We start from the raw sequence: 16,189 nt of genomic DNA on the forward strand, positions 1-16,189 counted from the left end.
CCGGTGAGGGTCCTCCTCTTCACCGGCAAGGGCGGCGTCGGCAAGTCCACTCTGGCCGCCGGTACGGCGGCGCTCGCCGCCGCGGCCGGCGAGCGCACCCTGGTGCTCTCCACCGACGCCGCGCACTCGCTGGGCGACGCCTTCGGCATCACCGGTCCGCTCAGGGAGCCCACGGAGGTCGCCGAGCGCCTCTGGGTGCAGCAGGTCGACGCCCAGCTGCGGTTCGAGCAGTCGTGGGCAGCCATCCAGCGGTACCTGCTGTCCGTCCTCGACGCCACCGGAGTGGACCCGGTCGCCGCCGAGGAGCTGACCGTCGTGCCGGGCGCCGAGGAGGTGCTCGCGCTCCTCGAGCTGAGGCTGCACGCCGCGTCCGGTCGCTGGGACGTGGTCGTCGTCGACTGCGCGCCGACCGCCGAGACGCTGCGGCTGCTCGCGCTCCCGGAGGCGCTGGGCTGGTACATGCAGCGCGTCCTCCCCGTCGAGCGCCGGGTGGTCAAGGCGCTGCGCCCGGTGCTCACGCGGGCCGCCGGCGTGCCGATGCCCGGCGACTCGGTCTTCGACGCCGTCGAGCGGCTGCACGCCGAGCTCGCCGAGGTGCGCACCCTGCTCACCGGCCCGGGCTCGACGGTCCGGCTGGTGCTCACCCCCGAGGCCGTGGTGCTGGCCGAGGCGCGACGGTCCTACACGACGCTCTCCCTCTTCGGCTACAGGGTCGACGGCGTCGTCGCCAACCGGCTCTTCCCGGCCGGCGGCGCCGACGACTGGCGGGCCGGCTGGGTCGTGGCGCAGGACGAGGTGCTCGAGCAGGTCGCCGAGTCGTTCGCGGGATTGCCCGTGTGGCGGTCGGAGTACCGGCCCGCCGAGCCCGTCGGCGTACGCGCCCTGACGACGCTGGCCGAGGAGGCGTACGGCGGCGCCGACCCGCTCGCGGTGCCGGACGGCGACGGGCCGCTCCGGCTGACCCGCGACCCGCGCGGCGCGGTGCTCCACCTCGCGCTTCCCGGCGTCACGCGGGCCGAGGTCGATCTCGCCCGCCATGGCGACGATCTGGTCGTCACCGTCGGGTCGTATCGTCGTCTCCTCACGGTGCCCGCCGGCCTGGCGCGGCACCGGGTTGCCGGCGCTCGGGTGCAGGACGGCGAGCTGCAGGTGCGGTTCGTGGATGCCAGCGAAGGGACCAGCGAGGGAGTCGGAGGATGACCGAGACCCCCGACGAGCCCGGCAACGAGCCCGGTAGCCAGCCCGGTCACGAGCCGGTCGGCACGGTGGCCGAGGAGGCCGCCAAGCTGCTCGGCGCGATGGGCGACTGGGCCCGCGAGCACGGGACACCGGGCTGGGTCGACGGCCTGGGTGACGGTTGGGGTGTCCTGACCCACGACGTGAACGAGCACCTCGCGAACGGCGAGGACTGCCGCTACTGCCCGCTGTGCCGCGGCATCCAGGTCGTGCGGTCCGCCTCGCCCGAGGTGCGCGAGCACCTGGCCAGCGCGATCTCGTCGCTGGCGCAGGCCGCGACGACGTACCTCTCGAGCTCGCCGGCCGACGGGCGCGACCCCGGTGTGGAGCACATCGACGTGTCGGAGGACTGGCCGGAGGAGGACGCATGAGCCTCACCATCGGCGTCGACGTGGGCGGTACGAAGATCCTGGGCGGCGTCGTCGACGAGGACGGCAAGGTCCTCGAGGAGCTGCGGGTCGTCTCGCCGGCGACCGACGTGGCCGCGATCGAGGAGGCCATCACCCGCCTGGTGGTCGAGCTGTCGGGCCGGCACGCGGTGGAGGCCGTCGGCGTCGGGGCGGCCGGGTACATCGACAAGGGGCGCTCCGTGGTGATGTTCGCGCCGAACCTGGCATGGCGCGACCTGGACCTGCGCCGCGAGCTCGAGGAGCGGGTGCCGCTGCCGTTCGTGGTCGAGAACGACGCGAACGCCGCGGCGTGGGGCGAGTTCCGCTACGGCGCCGGCGAGGAGTTCGACGACCTGCTCCTCGTCACGGTCGGCACCGGCGTGGGCGGCGGCATCGTGCACGACGGCCGGCTGTTCCGGGGCGGATACGGGGTGGGCGGCGAGATCGGCCACATGCGCGTGGTGCCCGACGGGATCCTGTGCGGGTGTGGCAACCGGGGCTGCCTGGAGTCCTACGGAAGCGGGTCCGCCCTGGTCCGTGAGGCGCGCGCGGTCGCGACCACCGGCTCGCCGTTCGCGCGCACCCTCCTCGACCGGGCCGGCGGGGACCCTGCGGCGATCACCGGCCCGCTGGTGACCGAGTGCGCCGAGGCGGGCGACCCGTTCTGCGTCGAGCAGCTGGCGAACCTGGGCACCTGGCTGGGCGACGGCATCGCGTCGCTGGCCGCCGTGCTGGACCCCGCCGTGGTGGTGATCGGCGGCGGCGTCAGCGCGGCCGGCGACCTGCTGCTCGACCCGATCCGCGCGGCGTTCGCCCGCCAGCTCACCGGGCGCGGCCACCGTCCGCTGGCCGAGGTACGTCCGGCGGTGCTCGGCAACCGGGCCGGCCTGATCGGCGCGGCCGACCTGGCCAGGCACCGGTGACCCGGGCGTGATCGTCGGGGTCGACATCGGCGGCACCAAGGTGCTGGCCGGTGCCGTGACCGCCGACGGCGAGGTGCGGCGTACGGCGCTGCGCTTCACCCCGGGACGCCGCGTGCCCGCCCACCTCGTCGAGAACGCCCTGACCGAGGCGGTCATGGAGGCGGTGGGCGACGAGCCCCTGCAGGCCGTGGGCCTCGCGGCGGCCGGGTTCGTGGACGCCACCCGCACCCGGGTGCTCTTCGCGCCGCACCTCCCGTGGCACGGCGAGGACGTGGTCGCGGTGCTGTCGGAACGGTGGGGCGTGCCGGTGATCATGGACAACGACGCGAACTGCACGGCGCTGGCCGAGGCGGAGTACGGCGCCGGGCGCGGCTCGTCCTCGACCGTCCTGGTCACGCTGGGCACCGGCATCGGTGGCGCGCTGATGCTCGGGGACCAGCTCTGGCGCGGGGTCGGCGGGATGGCGGGGGAGTTCGGTCACCAGCAGGTCGTGCCCGGCGGACTGCCGTGCCAGTGCGGCCGGAGCGGGTGCTGGGAGCAGTACTGCAGCGGCAACGCCCTCGTCCGGCACGCCCGCGCCCGCCTGGGCGCGTCGCCGGTCCTCACCCGCATCACCGACGCAGACCCCCGCGCGCTGACCGGCGCGATGGTCACCGCCGCCGCGGCCGAGGGGGATGCGGTCGCGCTGGAGGCGTTCCGCTCGGTCGGCGACTGGCTCGGTGTCGGGCTCGCCAACCTGGTGGCCTCCCTCGACCCCGCCCTCCTCGTCGTCGGCGGAGGCGTCTCCGCCGCGGGCAACCTGCTCCTCGACCCCGCCCGCGCCGCGCTGGCTCGTTCGCTGGTCGGCGCCGCCGACCGCGTCATCCCGCCCCTGGTACCGGCGGCACTCGGTCCCCAAGCCGGCCTGGTGGGTGCCGCCTTGCTGGCACGTCAGATCGGTGGTTGAGGTGCGAGGCCGGTCACGGCCGAGCCTCGAAACCACCCCTCGTCGAGCAGTGGTTTCGAGGCTCGTCGCTGGCGCTCCTCGCACCTCAACCACCGAGTGGCCGACCGAGCCCTAGAGCACGGCTCCGTCGTCGTAGGGGTCTCGTGGGCCGCGGGGCATCTGGGCGACGAGGTAGCCGAAGCCGCCGAGGAAGCCGCCGACGAGCAGCCAGGCGACCATCGTCGGCAGGTGGAGCTGGAGGACGGTGGCGACCAGCAGGATGAGCGGCGAGACGAAGACGCCGGACCAGGCCAGCAGCCGGTCGAACGGCAGGCGCGGGAGCGGCGGCGGGGGCGGCGGCACGAACCGCTCCTCGAGCCACGGGTCGTCCGTGGCGAGCTCGGGGTGGTCGTCGGGCTGGTCGTCGGGCTGGGGCGCGGGCGGCGTGGGCTCGGGCTCGAGGAGCGGCCGGTCGCCGTAGTTGTCCACGATGTCGCGCCAGGCGGCGTCCTCGCCGTGGGTGTCCCTGGGCCCCGTCACGGAACTACCGTACGTCGGCGGTGACCCTCGCGACGAAGGCCGCCGACTCCTCGAAGATCAGCGGTGCGTCGTTGTCCAGGGTGGCCACGTGGAAGCTGTTCTCGAGCAGTCGCTCGGTCACGTCCCGGCTGGACACCTCGCGGGTGATGATCGGCACCGAGGAGGAGTCGACGACGTGGTCGTCGACGGACCGGAAGACCAGCAGCGGCTGGGTGATCCGGGGCAGATCGGCGATCAGCGGCTTCCACTGCTGGACGAACGAGTGGAGCGCCTTGAGCGGGGTCTTGGGGTACGGGTACTCGTTGCCGCCCGGCTTCTTGATGTCGTTGCCGATCGCGGGGAAACCGCCCACGGCGTGCTTGAGCAGCGGCAGTGCCAGCAGGTCCTTGCGGCGGCTGGCGAGCGCCGGGTTCACGACGACGATGCCGGCGACCTGGTCGCCCCGGTCGGCCGCCAGCCGGAGCGCGATCGCGCCGCCCATGGACAGGCCGCCGACGACGACGGCGTCCACGTCGGCGCGCAGCCTGTCGAAGGTCGCGTTGATGACGCCGTACCAGTCCGCGAAGCTCGTCTTGTTGGCGTCCTCCCACGTGGTGCCGTGGCCCGGGAGCAGCGGCACCTCGACGGCGTACCCCTGGTCGGCGAGGTACCGGCCCCACGGGTTCATCGAGGTCGGGTTGCCGGTGAGGCCGTGACTCAGCAGCACGCCGATCCGGCGACCGCCGGTCAGCTCGGGCCGGGCCGGTGCGGAGAGCGTCTCGCGAGCGATCTCGGGGAGTGGGGTGGACGGCGCCATGGGCGGCATTGTGCACCAACGGGTCTAGGCTTCCTGGTGGTCGGCCGGCCGGGGGCTCACGGGAGGAGGCGGCGGTTGTTCTACTGGTTCCTGAAGTGGATCGCGCTCGGTCCCTTCCTGCGACTGATCTTCCGCCCCGTCGTCGAAGGCGCGGAGAACGTCCCGGACACCGGTCCCGCGATCCTCGCCAGCAACCACCTGTCGTACTCCGACTGGATGTTCATGCCGCTGACGCTGCCGCGGCGGGTCACCTTCGTGGCCAAGGCCGAGTACTTCACCTCGCCGGGCATCAAGGGCTGGTTCCAGAAGCTGTTCTTCTCCGGATCCGGCCAGGTGCCGATCGACCGGGCTTCCGGCTCGGCCGCCGAGGGCGCGCTGTCGTCGGCCCGCAAGATCCTGGAGGAGGGTGACCTCTTCGGCATCTACCCCGAGGGCACCCGCTCGCACGACGGCCGGCTCTACCGCGGCAAGACCGGCGTGGCCCGCCTCGCGCTGGAGACCCAGGTCCCCGTCATCCCGGTGGCCGTCGTCGGCACCGACGTGGTGGCGCCGCCCGGCAAGACCTTCGGCCGCCTCACCCGCCCGCTCGTGCGGTTCGGCAAGCCGCTCGACTTCAGCCGCTACGAGGGCATGGAGAACGACCGCTACATCCTGCGCTCGGTGACCGACGAGATCATGTACGAGATCATGCGGCTCTCCGGCCAGGAGTACGTCGACCAATACGCCTCGAAGGCCAAGGAGCTGGCCGCGAAGGCCAAGAAGGATGCGACCGAGCTGCCCGTCGCCGGGGCGGAGCAGAAGCCGCAGCAGAAGAAGGCGTCCTGAGAAGTCCCGCCGGGCTGCTCGCGACGTACGACGACCCGGCAGCGCGGGCGGTCCGGGGTCGCCTGCTGAAGGCCCTCGGCGTGCTGCGGGCCCTGTTGCTGGCCAACATGATCGGCCTCAACGTCTACCGGCGCGACGCCTTCGAGCACCCGACCGCGGCCGTGGTCGTGGTCGTGGTGCTGGTGGCCTGGACGGTGTTCGCGCTGTGGGCGTACGCCGAGCCGCGTCGACGTACGCCGCTCCTGCTCGTCGTGGACCTGGCCTTCGCGGTGGCGGGGCTGGTGGTCTCGCCGTGGCTCAAGGGCGCCGACTTCAACGCGACCGTCGGCGGCTTCTGGGTGATGGGCGCGATGCTGGTGTGGTCGATCCAGTGGCGGGTGGTCGGCGGCCTCGTCGCCGCCCTGGTGCTGGTCTGCGCCGACGTGGCCTCCCGCGACCACATCACCCAGAGCAACTACGGCAACCTGTTCCTGCTCATGATCGGCGGTCCGCTGGTCGGGTACGTCGCCGACTCGCTGCAGCGGTCGGGGATGGCCGTCGCGGCCGTCGAGCGCACGGCGGCCGCCCAGGCCGAGCGGGCCCGGCTGGCCCGTGCCGTGCACGACGGCGTCCTCCAGGTGCTCGCCCTCGTGCAGCGGCGGGGTGCCGAGCTGGGAGGTGAGGCGGCGGAGCTCGGCCGGCTCGCCGGCGAGCAGGAGACCCGGCTGCGTGGGCTGATCCGGGCGCAGGACTCGATGACGCCACCCCAGCTCGGCGACTCCGTCGACCTGGCGGTCGAGCTGGCGCGGTTCGAGGAGCACGGCAACGTGACGGTGTCGCTGCCCGGTGTCGCCGTACCGATGAAGGCCGACGTCGTGGACGAGGTGGTGGCCGCGGTGTCGGCGTGCATCTCCAACACCCTGGTGCACGTCGGCCGCAGCGCCAGGTCGTGGGTGCTGCTCGAGGCGTTCCCCGAGCGGGTCGTGGTCTCGGTGCGCGACGAGGGGCCCGGCATCCCCGCCGGCCGGCTCGACGCGGCGGCCGCCGACGGCCGCCTCGGCGTGACCGAGTCCATCCGAGGTCGCATCAAGGACCTCGGCGGTCACGCCGAGCTGACGACAGGCAGCTACGGTACGGAGTGGGAGCTGACGGTCCCGCGCGCCTGAACCGGCGTGGGCGTCGGCATCGGCGTGGAGCGGCGGGCCCACAGATGGCCCGCGAACACGCCGATCGCGGCGGCCAACGCCACCAGGGCGTAGCCGACGAGGCCGGCCTCGCTGATCACGTGGGCGAAGGCGTTGTCCGTCCAGGCGCGAGGCGCGGAGAGGTAGAAGCGCTCGACGACCGAGCCGGTCGCGATCGCGAAGAACTGGATGCCCAGCACCGGCCCGAGCACGCGGCGTTCCAGTGGTCGGGTCCGCGCCAGGGACAGGGCGACGGCCGGCGCCAGGCACGCGAGCATCTCCAGGCCGAGGCGGTAGCCGTAGAAGCCGGCCCCGCCCGTGAAGCCGTCCAGCACCCCCTGCATGACGGTGTACGCGAGGCCGCCCCACACGAGCGCCCGTGACCAGTCCGGCAGGTCGCGCCACGAGCGGACCACCGCAGGGGCGAGGACGACGAGCGCCGGCGTCCAGGCCAGCAGGCCCCGGTCCGGGGAGACCCAGAAGCCCAGCTGGTTGACGACGCTGAGCCCGTGCTCGAGGGCGTACCGCGAGAACTGCGAGGTCTGGTACGCCGCGGTCGGGCTCCAGGAGCCGTAGACCCAGGCGTTCCAGCCGCACATCGCCACGAGGGCCGCCACGGACGGCACTGCGAGGCGGGTGAGCACCCGGACGTCTCGGCGCCACAGCGCGACGAGCACGGCCACGACGACCACGATCAGCACCGCGTGCAGACGTCCCCACAGCACGACGCCTCCGAAGGCTCCGGCGAGCCACCACCGCTCCCTGCGCGCCGCCCACGCCAGGCCGAGGATCCCGAGCACGGTGAGCGTGTGCGGCCACATGCCGTTGGCCGCCACGCTCCAGACCGGCGTGCTGAAACCCAGCGCCAGGCTGGCGAACACCGCCGTCTGGCGGGCGAGGTCGCGGGCGAGCAGGAGGAAGAACAGCGTCAGCGCCAGGGCCGTGAGCGCGGCGGCGGTCAGGGCACCCGGCACGACGGTCATGGCGCCGGGGTGGAAGGCCCGGTACGCCGGCAGCGCGGCCGCGACGACCCCGGGCGAGCGGCCGACGACCTCGTGGCCGCTCGACGTCTCCCGGACGAACTGGTGGCGCAGCGGATAGCCGGCGTACAGGTCACCTGAGTCGATCCTGGGTGAGCCGGTGCGGGTGATCGTCCAGGCGGAGTAGTCGGCCGCCATCACGTCGACGCTCACCTTGGTGTGAGACGCGCTCAGGGCGAACGCGACGAACGCGCCGAGACCGACCAGGGCAGCGAGCAACGCCACGCGACCGCGTTGCCACTGCGTCATACCAGCCCCCCGGCACTGTCGTCCCCCAACGACGTCGCCATCATGCGAGGCGGGGAGGGGGTACGTCACCCCCTCCCCTGGGTGGATCAGACCACTGCGAGCCCTAGCCTCGGGTGGTGACCATCCACTCCTCGCACCCGTTCCGGGACCCCGAGGCCGACCCGGTACGCCGGCTGCGCGGTCGCCTGGGCGGGGCGGTCACCTTGTGGACCGCCGGGGAGGGCGAGGACGTCTTCGAGTGGGCGGGGCTGACCGTCACCTCGGTACTGGTCGCCAACGGCGAGCCGGCCCGGCTGCTGGCGCTGGTCGACCCGGACAGCGCGTTCGCCGACGTCCTGGAGGCGACCGGCCGGGCCGTGGTCGCCGTGCTCACGTGGGACGACCGCGACCTGGCCGACGCCTTCGCCGGGACGGCACCGGCGCCGGGTGGGCCCTTCCGGCAGGCCGAGTTCACGAGCAGCCCATGGGGGCCGCGGTTGACCCGGGTGGCCACGTGGGCCGGCGTACAGCTGGAGTCCGCCACGCCCGTCGGCTGGTCCTCGCTCGTCACGGCCGTGGTCGAGGAGGTCACCGTCGGGGAGGACGATCCGCTGATCCATCGGCGAGGGCGCTACCTCAGGCCGCTCGACGGCTCGCCCGACTAGGGTGCCCGCCATGACGGAGCCCACGGCCGAGCCGCGCACGCGGGTGATGGTCGTCGACGACCACCCGATGTGGCGCGACGCGGTCGAGCGCGACCTGGCGGCCGCGGGGTTCGAGGTCGTCGCGGTGGCCGCCGACGGGGACCAGGCGCTGGCGCGGTTCCCGGCGGCCCGCCCGCAGGTCGTGGTGCTCGACCTGCAGATCCCGGGGCCCAACGGCGTCGAGGTGACCTCGCGCGTCCTCGAGCAGGACCCGTCGGCGCGGGTGCTGATCCTGTCGGCGTCCGGCGAGCAGGACGACGTCCTCGAAGCCGTGAAGGCCGGGGCGACGGGGTACCTGATGAAGTCCGCGCACAGCGGCGAGCTGGTCGACGCGGTGCGGCGCGTGGCGGCCGGGGACACCGTGTTCACGCCCGGCCTCGCCGGCCTGGTGCTGGGGGAGTTCCGCCGCCTCTCGGAGCCGGCCACCCGCGACCCGATGGTGCCCGAGCTGACCGAGCGCGAGACCGAGATCCTCAAGATGGTGGCCAAGGGGATGTCGTACAAGGCCATCGCCGACCGGCTGGTGCTCTCGCACCGCACCGTCCAGAACCACGTGCAGAACACGCTGCGCAAGCTGCAGATGCACAACCGCGTCGAGCTCACGCGGTACGCCATCGAGCAGGGGCTCGACGATGACGACGAGTGAGCTGGTGGCGGCGTACCTCGCCTTCCTCGGGTACGACGAGCGGCCCGGCGTCTCCGTCGAGGAGCTCGGCGAGCTGCACCGCCGGCACCTCGCGGCGGTGCCCTACGAGAACCTCGAGATCCTGCTCGGCCGCCCACCTTCCGTGGACCCGCTGGACTCGCTGGCGCGGGTGAGCCAGGTCGGCCGGGCGGGGTACTGCTTCCACCAGAACGGCGCCCTCGAGACGGCCCTGGTCGAGCTCGGGTACGCCGTGACGCGCCGCGCCGGGCACGTGTACTCCGGCCCCGACGACCGGTGGAGCGGCGAGCTCAACCACCTCGTGCTCGTGGTGTCGGGGCTGCCGACGACGGACAACCCGACCGGGGAGTGGTGGCCGGACGTCGGGCTCGGCGACGCGATCGCGGAGCCGCTGCCGCTGGTCGCGGGCGAGTACGAGCAGGGCGGGTTCTCCTACGCGTTGACCGAGGTGCGCGAGGACGGCTGGTCGTTCGTCGCCGACGAGCACGGCTCGTTCGCCGGGGTCGAGACCTCACCCGGTCCGTCCGCCGTCGACGTGGAGCAGTGCCACGAGCGGCTGTCGACCCCGCCGGACGGCCGGTTCGCCCGCGTGCTGGTGGTCCAGCGACGACGGGCCTCCGAGATCGACGTCGTCCGCGGCTGCCTGGCCCACACGATCACGCCCGACGGCCAGTCGGAGACCGAGCTGACGACGTACGACGACTGGCGTTCGGCCGTCGCGGACGGTTGCGGCCTGTCGTTGACGGGGATCGCGGACGAGGAGCTGCGCGGGCTGTTCGACCGGCAGCTGACCGGCCATCGGGCGTTCATGGAGTCGCGGTCGTGAGCGACGACCTGCTGGACATCGCCGACGAGCTGTACGGGCTGCCGATGAACGACTTCACGCCCGCGCGCGACGCGAAGGCCAAGGAGCTCAAGGGCACCGAGCTGGCCGGGCCGGTGAAGGCGCTGAAGAAGCCGTCCCTGGCGGCCTGGGTCGTGAACATGCTGGTCCGCCACGAGACCGAGCAGGTCGACCAGGTGCTCGCCGTCGGCGCCGCCCTGCGCGACGCGGCGACCTCCCTGGACGGCAAGGAGATGCGCGAGCTGACCAAGCAGCGCCGTCAACTGACGAACGCCGTGACCGCGCGAGCCCGGGGCGTGGCCTCCTCGCTCGGCGTCAAGGTCACCCAGTCCGTCGCCGACCAGGTCGAGGACTCGCTGACCGCCGCGATGCTCGACCCCGACTGCGCCAAGGCCCTGCGCAGCGGCCTGCTCGTCGCCGCGATGGCCGCCACCGGCGTCGGCGAGTCGACGGCCGGCGCGGCGGTCGCGCTGCCGGCGGCGTTGGGGTTCTCGGCGACCTCGGCGCCGGCCGCGCCCTCGGGCCGACCCGATCTGAAGGTCGTCCCCGACCCCGATGCCGACGCCAAGAAGCTCGCCGCCGCCGAGGCCGCCCTCGAGGCCGCGTCCTCGGCCGAGGAGGCCGCGCGCGCGACGTACGACGAGGCCGACGGTGCCGTCACCGAGCTCGAGGCCCGCACCATGCAGCTCCAGGCCGAGATCGACGAGCTCAAGCGCCGGCTCGTCGAGCTCGAGGAGTCCGCCGAGGAGGTCGACGAGGAGCTCGACGAGGCCGAGGAGGCCCGTACCGAGGCCCGGACCGAGTTGCGGAAGGCCGAGCAGGCGCGCGAGCAAGCTGAGTCCGCGGTGGGGCGGTTGAGGAAGCAGTCGTAGCTCGGGCGGTCTCCGCGACCGGCGGTGCGTGAGGGTCGGTTTGTCCGGATCAGACCGGCACTGGCTCACCGCGGCTGCGCCGGACCGCCGGGCGCCGGTGAGCCAGGCACCGTTCGACCGGCGAGAAGGGTGTCAGGCTCACCGCCGCCAGGGCTCGCGCTGAGGGGCGGTGAGTGAGGGTCGGTTTGTCCGGGTCAGACCGGCACGGGCCCACCGCCCGGCCGCCTGCGCGCGAGGAGCGGCGCGTGAGTGTCGGTTGGCTCGGCCCGGGCCGGGGAGCTCCGTCAGACGGTCACCGGGGTCCTGGCCGGGGTGCGGACCACCGTCCCCCGCGAGAGCAAGGGCGCCTCGACGTACTTCCAGGACAGCGCCGCGATGCCGGCGCTGAGGAAGGACGCCAGCAGGAACCCGACCCGGTCGGGCATCCAGCCTTCCAGCACGACCATCAGCGGGAAGTGCCAGAGGTACATGGAGTAGGACCGGATGCCGCACCACCGCAGCCAGGCGGCGGACGTCCAGGCCGGCCACCGCGGCGACCAGCCGTAGAGGGCGAGCGCGCTGCCCAGGCACAGGGCCCACGCCTGCGTGAACGGCGAGCAGAGGGCCAGGGACACGTTGCCGGCGGCGAACGCCAGGAGCATGGCCACGAACGAGAGGGAGCCGACGAGCACGACGCCCCGTCGCGGTTGCCGCCAGGCGAGGAGGGCGAAGGGCCACAGCAGGTAGAACTGCTCCTCGACCCCGAGGGACCAGGTGTGCGTCCACGGCGACCAGGGCGCCCCGAAGTGCGCGACGGTGATGTCCCGCACGTACAGCACGGGTTCGAGGAGCTGCCACCACGTCGCCTGACCACGGACCAGGAACCACGGTGCCGTGACCGCGAGCATCATCGCGAGCGCCGGGAGGAGGCGACGGGCCCGGTTGCGGAAGAACGTCCCGAGCGGCTGCCCGGCCTGGAGGCGGCCCGTGATCAGGTAGCCGGACAGGATGAAGAAGAGGGTGACCCCGGAGGTGGAGATCCAGTCGGTCCACCGCGTGGCGATGAGGTGGCCGAGCATGACCAGCAGGATCGCGATGCCGCGTACGCCGTCCAGGGCAGGCACGCGACTCCCTCGAGACCCTCCGCGCATGCGGGGACGGTAGGGCTGGACGCCCCTGTCTGGGGTGCGAATCGCCAAGAACTGTCCGAACGAATGACGGCCTGGATAGACCGCCTCGTCCTCAGGCCCAGGACTTCGCCCGCTCGACCGCCTTGAGCCAGAGGGCGTGAGCGGCGTCGGCGGCGGTGCGGTCGGCGGCGGGGTCGAAGGACCGGTCGAGCTGCCAGGTCTCGCGGAGGTCGTCGGTGGAGTCCCAGACGCCGACGCCGAGGCCGGCGAGGAAGGCGGCGCCGAGGCCGGTCGTCTCCACGATGCGGGGACGCTGGACGACGCGACCGAGCTGATCGGCCTGGATCTGGCAGAGCAGGTCGTTGGCGGCCGCGCCGCCGTCGACACGCAGCGGAGTCGAGTCGGACGGCATGGTCTCCAGCACGTCGCGTACCTCGAAGGCGATGGCCTCGAGCGTGGCGCGGACGACGTGGGCGCGCGTCGTCCCGCGGGTGATGCCGAGGATCGTGCCGCGGGCGTGCGGGTCCCAGTGCGGGGCGCCGAGGCCGGTGAGGGCGGGCACGAACACCACGCCGTCGGAGTCGGGGACCGTCGCGGCGACCGCAGCGGTCTCGGCCGCGGAGCCGACGATCTGCAGGCCGTCGCGCAGCCACTGCACCGCGGCGCCGGTCACGAAGATCGCGCCCTCGAGCGCGTACGTCAGCTCGCCGGACGGCGACCGCCACGCGGCCGTCGACAGCAGTCCCGCGTCGGAGCGCTCCAGGGAGGTGCCGGTGTTGGTGAGGATGAAGGAGCCGGTGCCGTAGGTGCACTTGGCGTCGCCCGGGTCGAAGCAGGTCTGCCCGAACAGTGCCGACTGCTGGTCGCCGGCGATGCCCGCGATCGGCAGCGACAGGTCGCAGAACACCGACGGCTCGGTCGAGCCGACCTCGCCCCAGTTGGGCACCAGGTCGGGCAGGGCGTCGCGAGGTACGCCGAACAGGCCGCAGAGCTCGTCGGACCACGAACCCGCCGCCAGGTCGAACAGCAGGGTGCGCGAGGCGTTGGAGACGTCGGTGACGTGCCACGTACCTCGCGTCATGCGCGCGATCAGGTACGAGTCGACCGTCCCGACGGCGTACCGCCCCGACTCCACGAGTGCCCAGGTGTGCGGCTCGTTCTCCTTCAGCCACACGAGCTTCGTGCCGGAGAAGTACGGGTCGAGCCGCAGCCCGGTCAGCTCGGCGACCCGCGCCTCGTGGCCGTCGGCGCGCAGGCGGTCGCAGATGGCGGCGGTACGGCGGTCCTGCCAGACGATCGCGCGTCGCGGCGAGCCCAGCGTCTCCCGGTCCCAGAGCACCACGGTCTCGCGCTGGTTGGTGATGCCGACGCCGCGCAGCTGCGAGGCGTCGACGCGGCCGAGGACCGCCCGGACCGCCTCGAGCGTCGCCTGCCAGATCTCCTCCGGCGCGTGCTCGACCCAGCCCGCCTGGGGGAAGTGCTGCGCGAACTCCTGGTAGCCCTTGGCCACCACCGACCCCGCCTCGTCGACGACCAGTGCGGTGACGCCGGTCGTGCCGGCGTCGATGGCCAGGATGCTCATGAGGCCTCCGACGACCCGCTGTCACGCAGGATCTCGAGGATCCGCTCGTCCAGCCACTCACCGTCGGGGTCGGCGCGCATCTCGTAGTTCTCGGTGCCGACCCACGCGTTGAGGTCGGGGAAGCCGAGCGCCGTGACCTTCTCGTCGACCTCGCGCTTCTGCTCGTCGGTGAGCCAGACCTTCTCCTCCTCGGTCGAGGCGGTCAGGTACAGGTCGTTGAGGTCCAGCAGCCGCGCGAGCTCGGTGACCGGGTCGACGTGGTCGTCGACGCGGAGGTCGACGGCGATGTCGTCGCCGCCGCCGTACCCAGCTCCCTCGCGCACGACGAGCAGTGCGGCCGACTGCCGCCCGCGCTTGTCGCCTCCCGCGTCGTCGCCGGCGGTCAGCGCCGCCAGCAGCCGGCGGGCCAGGGGAGCGTCGTCGTCGCTGTTCTGCCAGGCCGCCTCCATGGCCTGCACGACCTCCTCGCCGGCCAGGATGTTGCCCTGGATGGCGTACCCGTCCCCGGTCACCGACCCGGCCCACTCCATGCACGCCGGCCCCGTGTGGCTGGCCGCTCCGCCGTCCACGTCGACCAGCCCGACCTGGCGCGCGTCGCGGCCCGGGTCCTCCTCCAGCAACCGCTGCAGGGCGACCGACGCGGTGGCCCCGTCGTCGAGGTGCGCGAGCGCCTGCCCCTTGTACGCGACGTTGGCGTCGGCCTGGGTCGCGATCGCGCCGACACCGGCCACGGCCGCGGGGACGGCCGACCCGACCGCCAGGAACTTGGAGGCCACGGCCACGCCCCACGACTCCCCGTCGGCGGAGCGGGCCACGATCGAGAACGTCATGGCGCGACCCTAGTGCGGCTCGCCCGGAACGGACTGCGCGGCCGCTCGCGGCGTCGTACCCTCCACAGGAGCGAGGGGGTCGTCATGCGTCGAGCGTGGGTTCTGGTGGCGTCCGCCGCCCTGGTCACGGGCGTCCTCGCCCCCGGTCCCGCCGCGCGGGCCGGTGGTGGCGGGGACGGAACGGCGGACAAGCACGTCGTCCGGACCTACGGCGGGAAGCCGGTGGCCGTCGGCAGCAACCAGGTGCTCTTCCTGCGCTTCCAGGGTCGCGAGGGGGACCGGGTGACCCTGGGTGGCGTGCACGTCGACCCGCTCATCAACTCACGTCAGCTGAAGCTCCTCGACGACCGGGAGACGCCGACGCGCGTCGCCATCGACCCCGCCGGCTTCCTGAGACTGCCGTCCTCGGGCTGGTTCACCCTCCGCTACGACGGGGGACCGGGGCAGTACCTGCTGGAGCTCCTCCAGGTGCAGACGCTCCGTCCCGGCCACTCCGCGGTCGTGCGCGACCGCCGCGGGTTCGTCCGCGCATTCCGGGTCCTCACCCCGCGCGACGAGTTCCTCGGGGTCACCGGTCCCGACCTGGCCGCCGTCGTGGCGAAGGGCAAGGGTGGCAGCGACCTCGGGCACAGCGTGGTCATGGGTGCGGGGTTCGGCGTCCTCGGGTGGCGTTGGGGAGGAGCACCCCTGGCGCAGAGCCTGGCCGCACGCAACGGGGTCGTCGTGTACGTCCGGCACGGCCAGTCGGGCCGGGTGGCGGTCCGGCGGGCCCGGCCCGCGTCGACGGCGGTCGACGCCCCTCCGGCGGGCACCACGCGCTTCGGGACGGTCTCGACCGTCTCCTTCCACGGCCGGGCCGGCCGGCTCGTTCGCATCCACGCACCTGGCGACCAGAGGGACCACCTCGCCTTTCCCGGTGCGGAGGACTCGTTCGGGCAGCGCTTCGTCCTGACCGGCCCCCGCAGCGGGTTCGTGGCGCCGGCGTTCACGGGCTGGGAGAACCGCGGCGTCCATCGCCTTCCGTACACCGGCCGGTACCGCGTCGTCTCGTTCCCGCGGACCCGCGCATTCCCTCCCCGGCAGGTCGAGGTCGACAGCCTCGTGGACGTGGGTGAGCTGCAGATCGACGGCCCACCGCTCCGGGTGGCCGCCCGGCCGGACGGCCGCTGGGCCGTCGCCTCGTTCGAGGGAGGGAACCTGGAGGGCTACCAGACCCTGACCGCGGAGAACGTCACGCTCTCCGACCCGTGGCTGGCCTACGCCGGACCGCTGACCTACCCGTGTGAGGGGGACACGTCGGAGGGGTGCACGATCCTCGCGACGTTCGGGGAGATCGGCACCATGCCGGACCTCAACGGCTGGTCGGACGCCTTCTGCTGCGGGGACACCGTGCTCGTGGCGCCCGGCACGGGCACCGGCACCATCGACCTCCGGCTGACCTCGGCGCCGACGCCACCGGCCTGACGAGGGCTGGGCGACCGGGTCCGGGTGCGGTGCGACGGGCAGGGTCACCGTCCGT

At 73.3% G+C, this 16,189-nt stretch carries 17 protein-coding genes; 11 read left to right on the forward strand and 6 right to left on the reverse strand.

Annotation, left to right across the window (positions count from 1 at the left end):
• Positions 1-3: 3 nt before the first annotated feature.
• From ISU07_RS11515 to ISU07_RS11530, 4 genes are read left to right on the forward strand one after another with little or no spacing between them, the layout of a single operon-like run.
• The gene (locus ISU07_RS11515) at positions 4-1,200 is read left to right on the forward strand and encodes an ArsA family ATPase (RefSeq protein WP_194706949.1); all 1,197 of its coding nucleotides are present in this window, start codon (positions 4-6) and stop codon (positions 1,198-1,200) included.
• On the forward strand, positions 1,197-1,607 hold the full coding sequence (locus ISU07_RS11520) for a hypothetical protein (protein WP_194706950.1): 411 nt from the start codon (positions 1,197-1,199) through the stop codon (positions 1,605-1,607). The genes ISU07_RS11515 and ISU07_RS11520 overlap by 4 nt, the downstream gene beginning before the upstream one ends.
• Positions 1,604-2,548, forward strand: coding sequence for an ROK family glucokinase (locus ISU07_RS11525; RefSeq protein ID WP_194706951.1), 945 nt, complete (start codon positions 1,604-1,606; stop codon positions 2,546-2,548). The genes ISU07_RS11520 and ISU07_RS11525 overlap by 4 nt, the downstream gene beginning before the upstream one ends.
• Positions 2,549-2,555: 7 nt before the next feature.
• Positions 2,556-3,494 (forward strand): ROK family protein, encoded by a 939-nt coding sequence (locus ISU07_RS11530; RefSeq protein WP_194706952.1) that lies wholly within the window; start codon positions 2,556-2,558, stop codon positions 3,492-3,494.
• Positions 3,495-3,605: 111 nt separating this feature from the next.
• On the opposite strand, the gene ISU07_RS11535 is transcribed toward ISU07_RS11530, so the two are convergent.
• Together ISU07_RS11535 and ISU07_RS11540 are read right to left on the reverse strand one after the other, a co-directional pair.
• Positions 3,606-4,013: a hypothetical protein gene (locus tag ISU07_RS11535; protein WP_194706953.1), complete on the reverse strand. Its 408-nt coding sequence runs from the start codon at positions 4,011-4,013 to the stop codon at positions 3,606-3,608.
• 4 nt (positions 4,014-4,017) lie between these two features.
• Positions 4,018-4,809: an alpha/beta hydrolase gene (locus ISU07_RS11540; protein WP_194706954.1), complete on the reverse strand. Its 792-nt coding sequence runs from the start codon at positions 4,807-4,809 to the stop codon at positions 4,018-4,020.
• 75 nt (positions 4,810-4,884) lie between these two features.
• Between ISU07_RS11540 and ISU07_RS11545 the strand changes: the two genes are divergently transcribed.
• Positions 4,885-5,634, forward strand: a complete 750-nt coding sequence (locus tag ISU07_RS11545; protein WP_194706955.1) for a lysophospholipid acyltransferase family protein — start codon at positions 4,885-4,887, stop codon at positions 5,632-5,634.
• Positions 5,635-5,696: 62 nt separating this feature from the next.
• Positions 5,697-6,779 carry a MacS family sensor histidine kinase gene (macS, locus tag ISU07_RS11550; RefSeq protein WP_267238926.1) on the forward strand — a complete coding sequence of 361 codons (1,083 nt, stop codon included), beginning with the start codon at positions 5,697-5,699 and terminating at the stop codon, positions 6,777-6,779.
• Here the strand turns inward: macS and ISU07_RS11555 are convergent.
• Positions 6,740-8,086 carry a hypothetical protein gene (locus ISU07_RS11555; protein WP_194706956.1) on the reverse strand — a complete coding sequence of 449 codons (1,347 nt, stop codon included), beginning with the start codon at positions 8,084-8,086 and terminating at the stop codon, positions 6,740-6,742. The genes macS and ISU07_RS11555 overlap by 40 nt on opposite strands.
• 116 nt (positions 8,087-8,202) lie before the next feature.
• Between ISU07_RS11555 and ISU07_RS11560 the strand changes: the two genes are divergently transcribed.
• From ISU07_RS11560 to ISU07_RS11575, 4 genes are read left to right on the forward strand one after another with little or no spacing between them, the layout of a single operon-like run.
• The gene (locus ISU07_RS11560; protein ID WP_194706957.1) at positions 8,203-8,730 is read left to right on the forward strand and encodes a flavin reductase family protein; all 528 of its coding nucleotides are present in this window, start codon (positions 8,203-8,205) and stop codon (positions 8,728-8,730) included.
• 10 nt (positions 8,731-8,740) lie between these two features.
• Positions 8,741-9,415 carry a response regulator gene (locus tag ISU07_RS11565; protein ID WP_194706958.1) on the forward strand — a complete coding sequence of 225 codons (675 nt, stop codon included), beginning with the start codon at positions 8,741-8,743 and terminating at the stop codon, positions 9,413-9,415.
• Positions 9,402-10,259, forward strand: a complete 858-nt coding sequence (locus ISU07_RS11570; protein WP_194706959.1) for an arylamine N-acetyltransferase family protein — start codon at positions 9,402-9,404, stop codon at positions 10,257-10,259. The genes ISU07_RS11565 and ISU07_RS11570 overlap by 14 nt, the downstream gene beginning before the upstream one ends.
• Complete coding sequence (locus ISU07_RS11575; protein ID WP_323742560.1) at positions 10,256-11,149, forward strand: hypothetical protein; 894 nt, start codon at positions 10,256-10,258, stop codon at positions 11,147-11,149. The genes ISU07_RS11570 and ISU07_RS11575 overlap by 4 nt, the downstream gene beginning before the upstream one ends.
• 284 nt (positions 11,150-11,433) lie before the next feature.
• Here ISU07_RS11575 and ISU07_RS11580 read toward each other — a convergent pair whose 3' ends face one another.
• The 3 genes from ISU07_RS11580 to ISU07_RS11590 form a co-directional block, all read right to left on the reverse strand.
• A complete protein-coding gene (locus ISU07_RS11580; RefSeq protein WP_194706960.1) occupies positions 11,434-12,252 on the reverse strand; it encodes an acyltransferase family protein in 819 nt (272 codons plus the stop codon).
• 118 nt (positions 12,253-12,370) lie between these two features.
• Entirely contained in the window at positions 12,371-13,840 is a 1,470-nt protein-coding gene (gene glpK, locus ISU07_RS11585; protein ID WP_194706961.1) for a glycerol kinase GlpK, read from the reverse strand.
• Positions 13,837-14,670 (reverse strand): DUF1028 domain-containing protein, encoded by an 834-nt coding sequence (locus ISU07_RS11590; RefSeq protein ID WP_194706962.1) that lies wholly within the window; start codon positions 14,668-14,670, stop codon positions 13,837-13,839. The genes glpK and ISU07_RS11590 overlap by 4 nt, the downstream gene beginning before the upstream one ends.
• Before the next feature lie 84 nt (positions 14,671-14,754).
• Here ISU07_RS11590 and ISU07_RS11595 point away from each other — a divergent pair, with 84 nt between their 5' ends.
• Positions 14,755-16,134 (forward strand): hypothetical protein, encoded by a 1,380-nt coding sequence (locus tag ISU07_RS11595; RefSeq protein WP_194706963.1) that lies wholly within the window; start codon positions 14,755-14,757, stop codon positions 16,132-16,134.
• The last annotated feature ends 55 nt before the right edge of the window (positions 16,135-16,189 follow it).

This window comes from Nocardioides islandensis, assembly GCF_015352455.1.
Lineage (GTDB): Bacteria > Actinomycetota > Actinomycetes > Propionibacteriales > Nocardioidaceae > Nocardioides > Nocardioides islandensis.

Excerpts from the sequence above, each read along its gene's own strand:
- ISU07_RS11520 (WP_194706950.1), top strand. The coding sequence starts at position 1,197 with ATGACCGAGACCCCCGACGAGCCCGGCAACGAGCCCGGTAGCCAGCCC.
- ISU07_RS11525 (WP_194706951.1), top strand. The coding sequence starts at position 1,604 with ATGAGCCTCACCATCGGCGTCGACGTGGGCGGTACGAAGATCCTGGGC.
- ISU07_RS11540 (WP_194706954.1), bottom strand. The coding sequence starts at position 4,809 with ATGGCGCCGTCCACCCCACTCCCCGAGATCGCTCGCGAGACGCTCTCC.
- ISU07_RS11555 (WP_194706956.1), bottom strand. The coding sequence starts at position 8,086 with ATGACGCAGTGGCAACGCGGTCGCGTGGCGTTGCTCGCTGCCCTGGTC.
- ISU07_RS11565 (WP_194706958.1), top strand. The coding sequence starts at position 8,741 with ATGACGGAGCCCACGGCCGAGCCGCGCACGCGGGTGATGGTCGTCGAC.
- ISU07_RS11570 (WP_194706959.1), top strand. The coding sequence starts at position 9,402 with ATGACGACGAGTGAGCTGGTGGCGGCGTACCTCGCCTTCCTCGGGTAC.
- glpK (WP_194706961.1), bottom strand. The coding sequence starts at position 13,840 with ATGAGCATCCTGGCCATCGACGCCGGCACGACCGGCGTCACCGCACTG.
- ISU07_RS11590 (WP_194706962.1), bottom strand. The coding sequence starts at position 14,670 with ATGACGTTCTCGATCGTGGCCCGCTCCGCCGACGGGGAGTCGTGGGGC.
- ISU07_RS11595 (WP_194706963.1), top strand. The coding sequence starts at position 14,755 with ATGCGTCGAGCGTGGGTTCTGGTGGCGTCCGCCGCCCTGGTCACGGGC.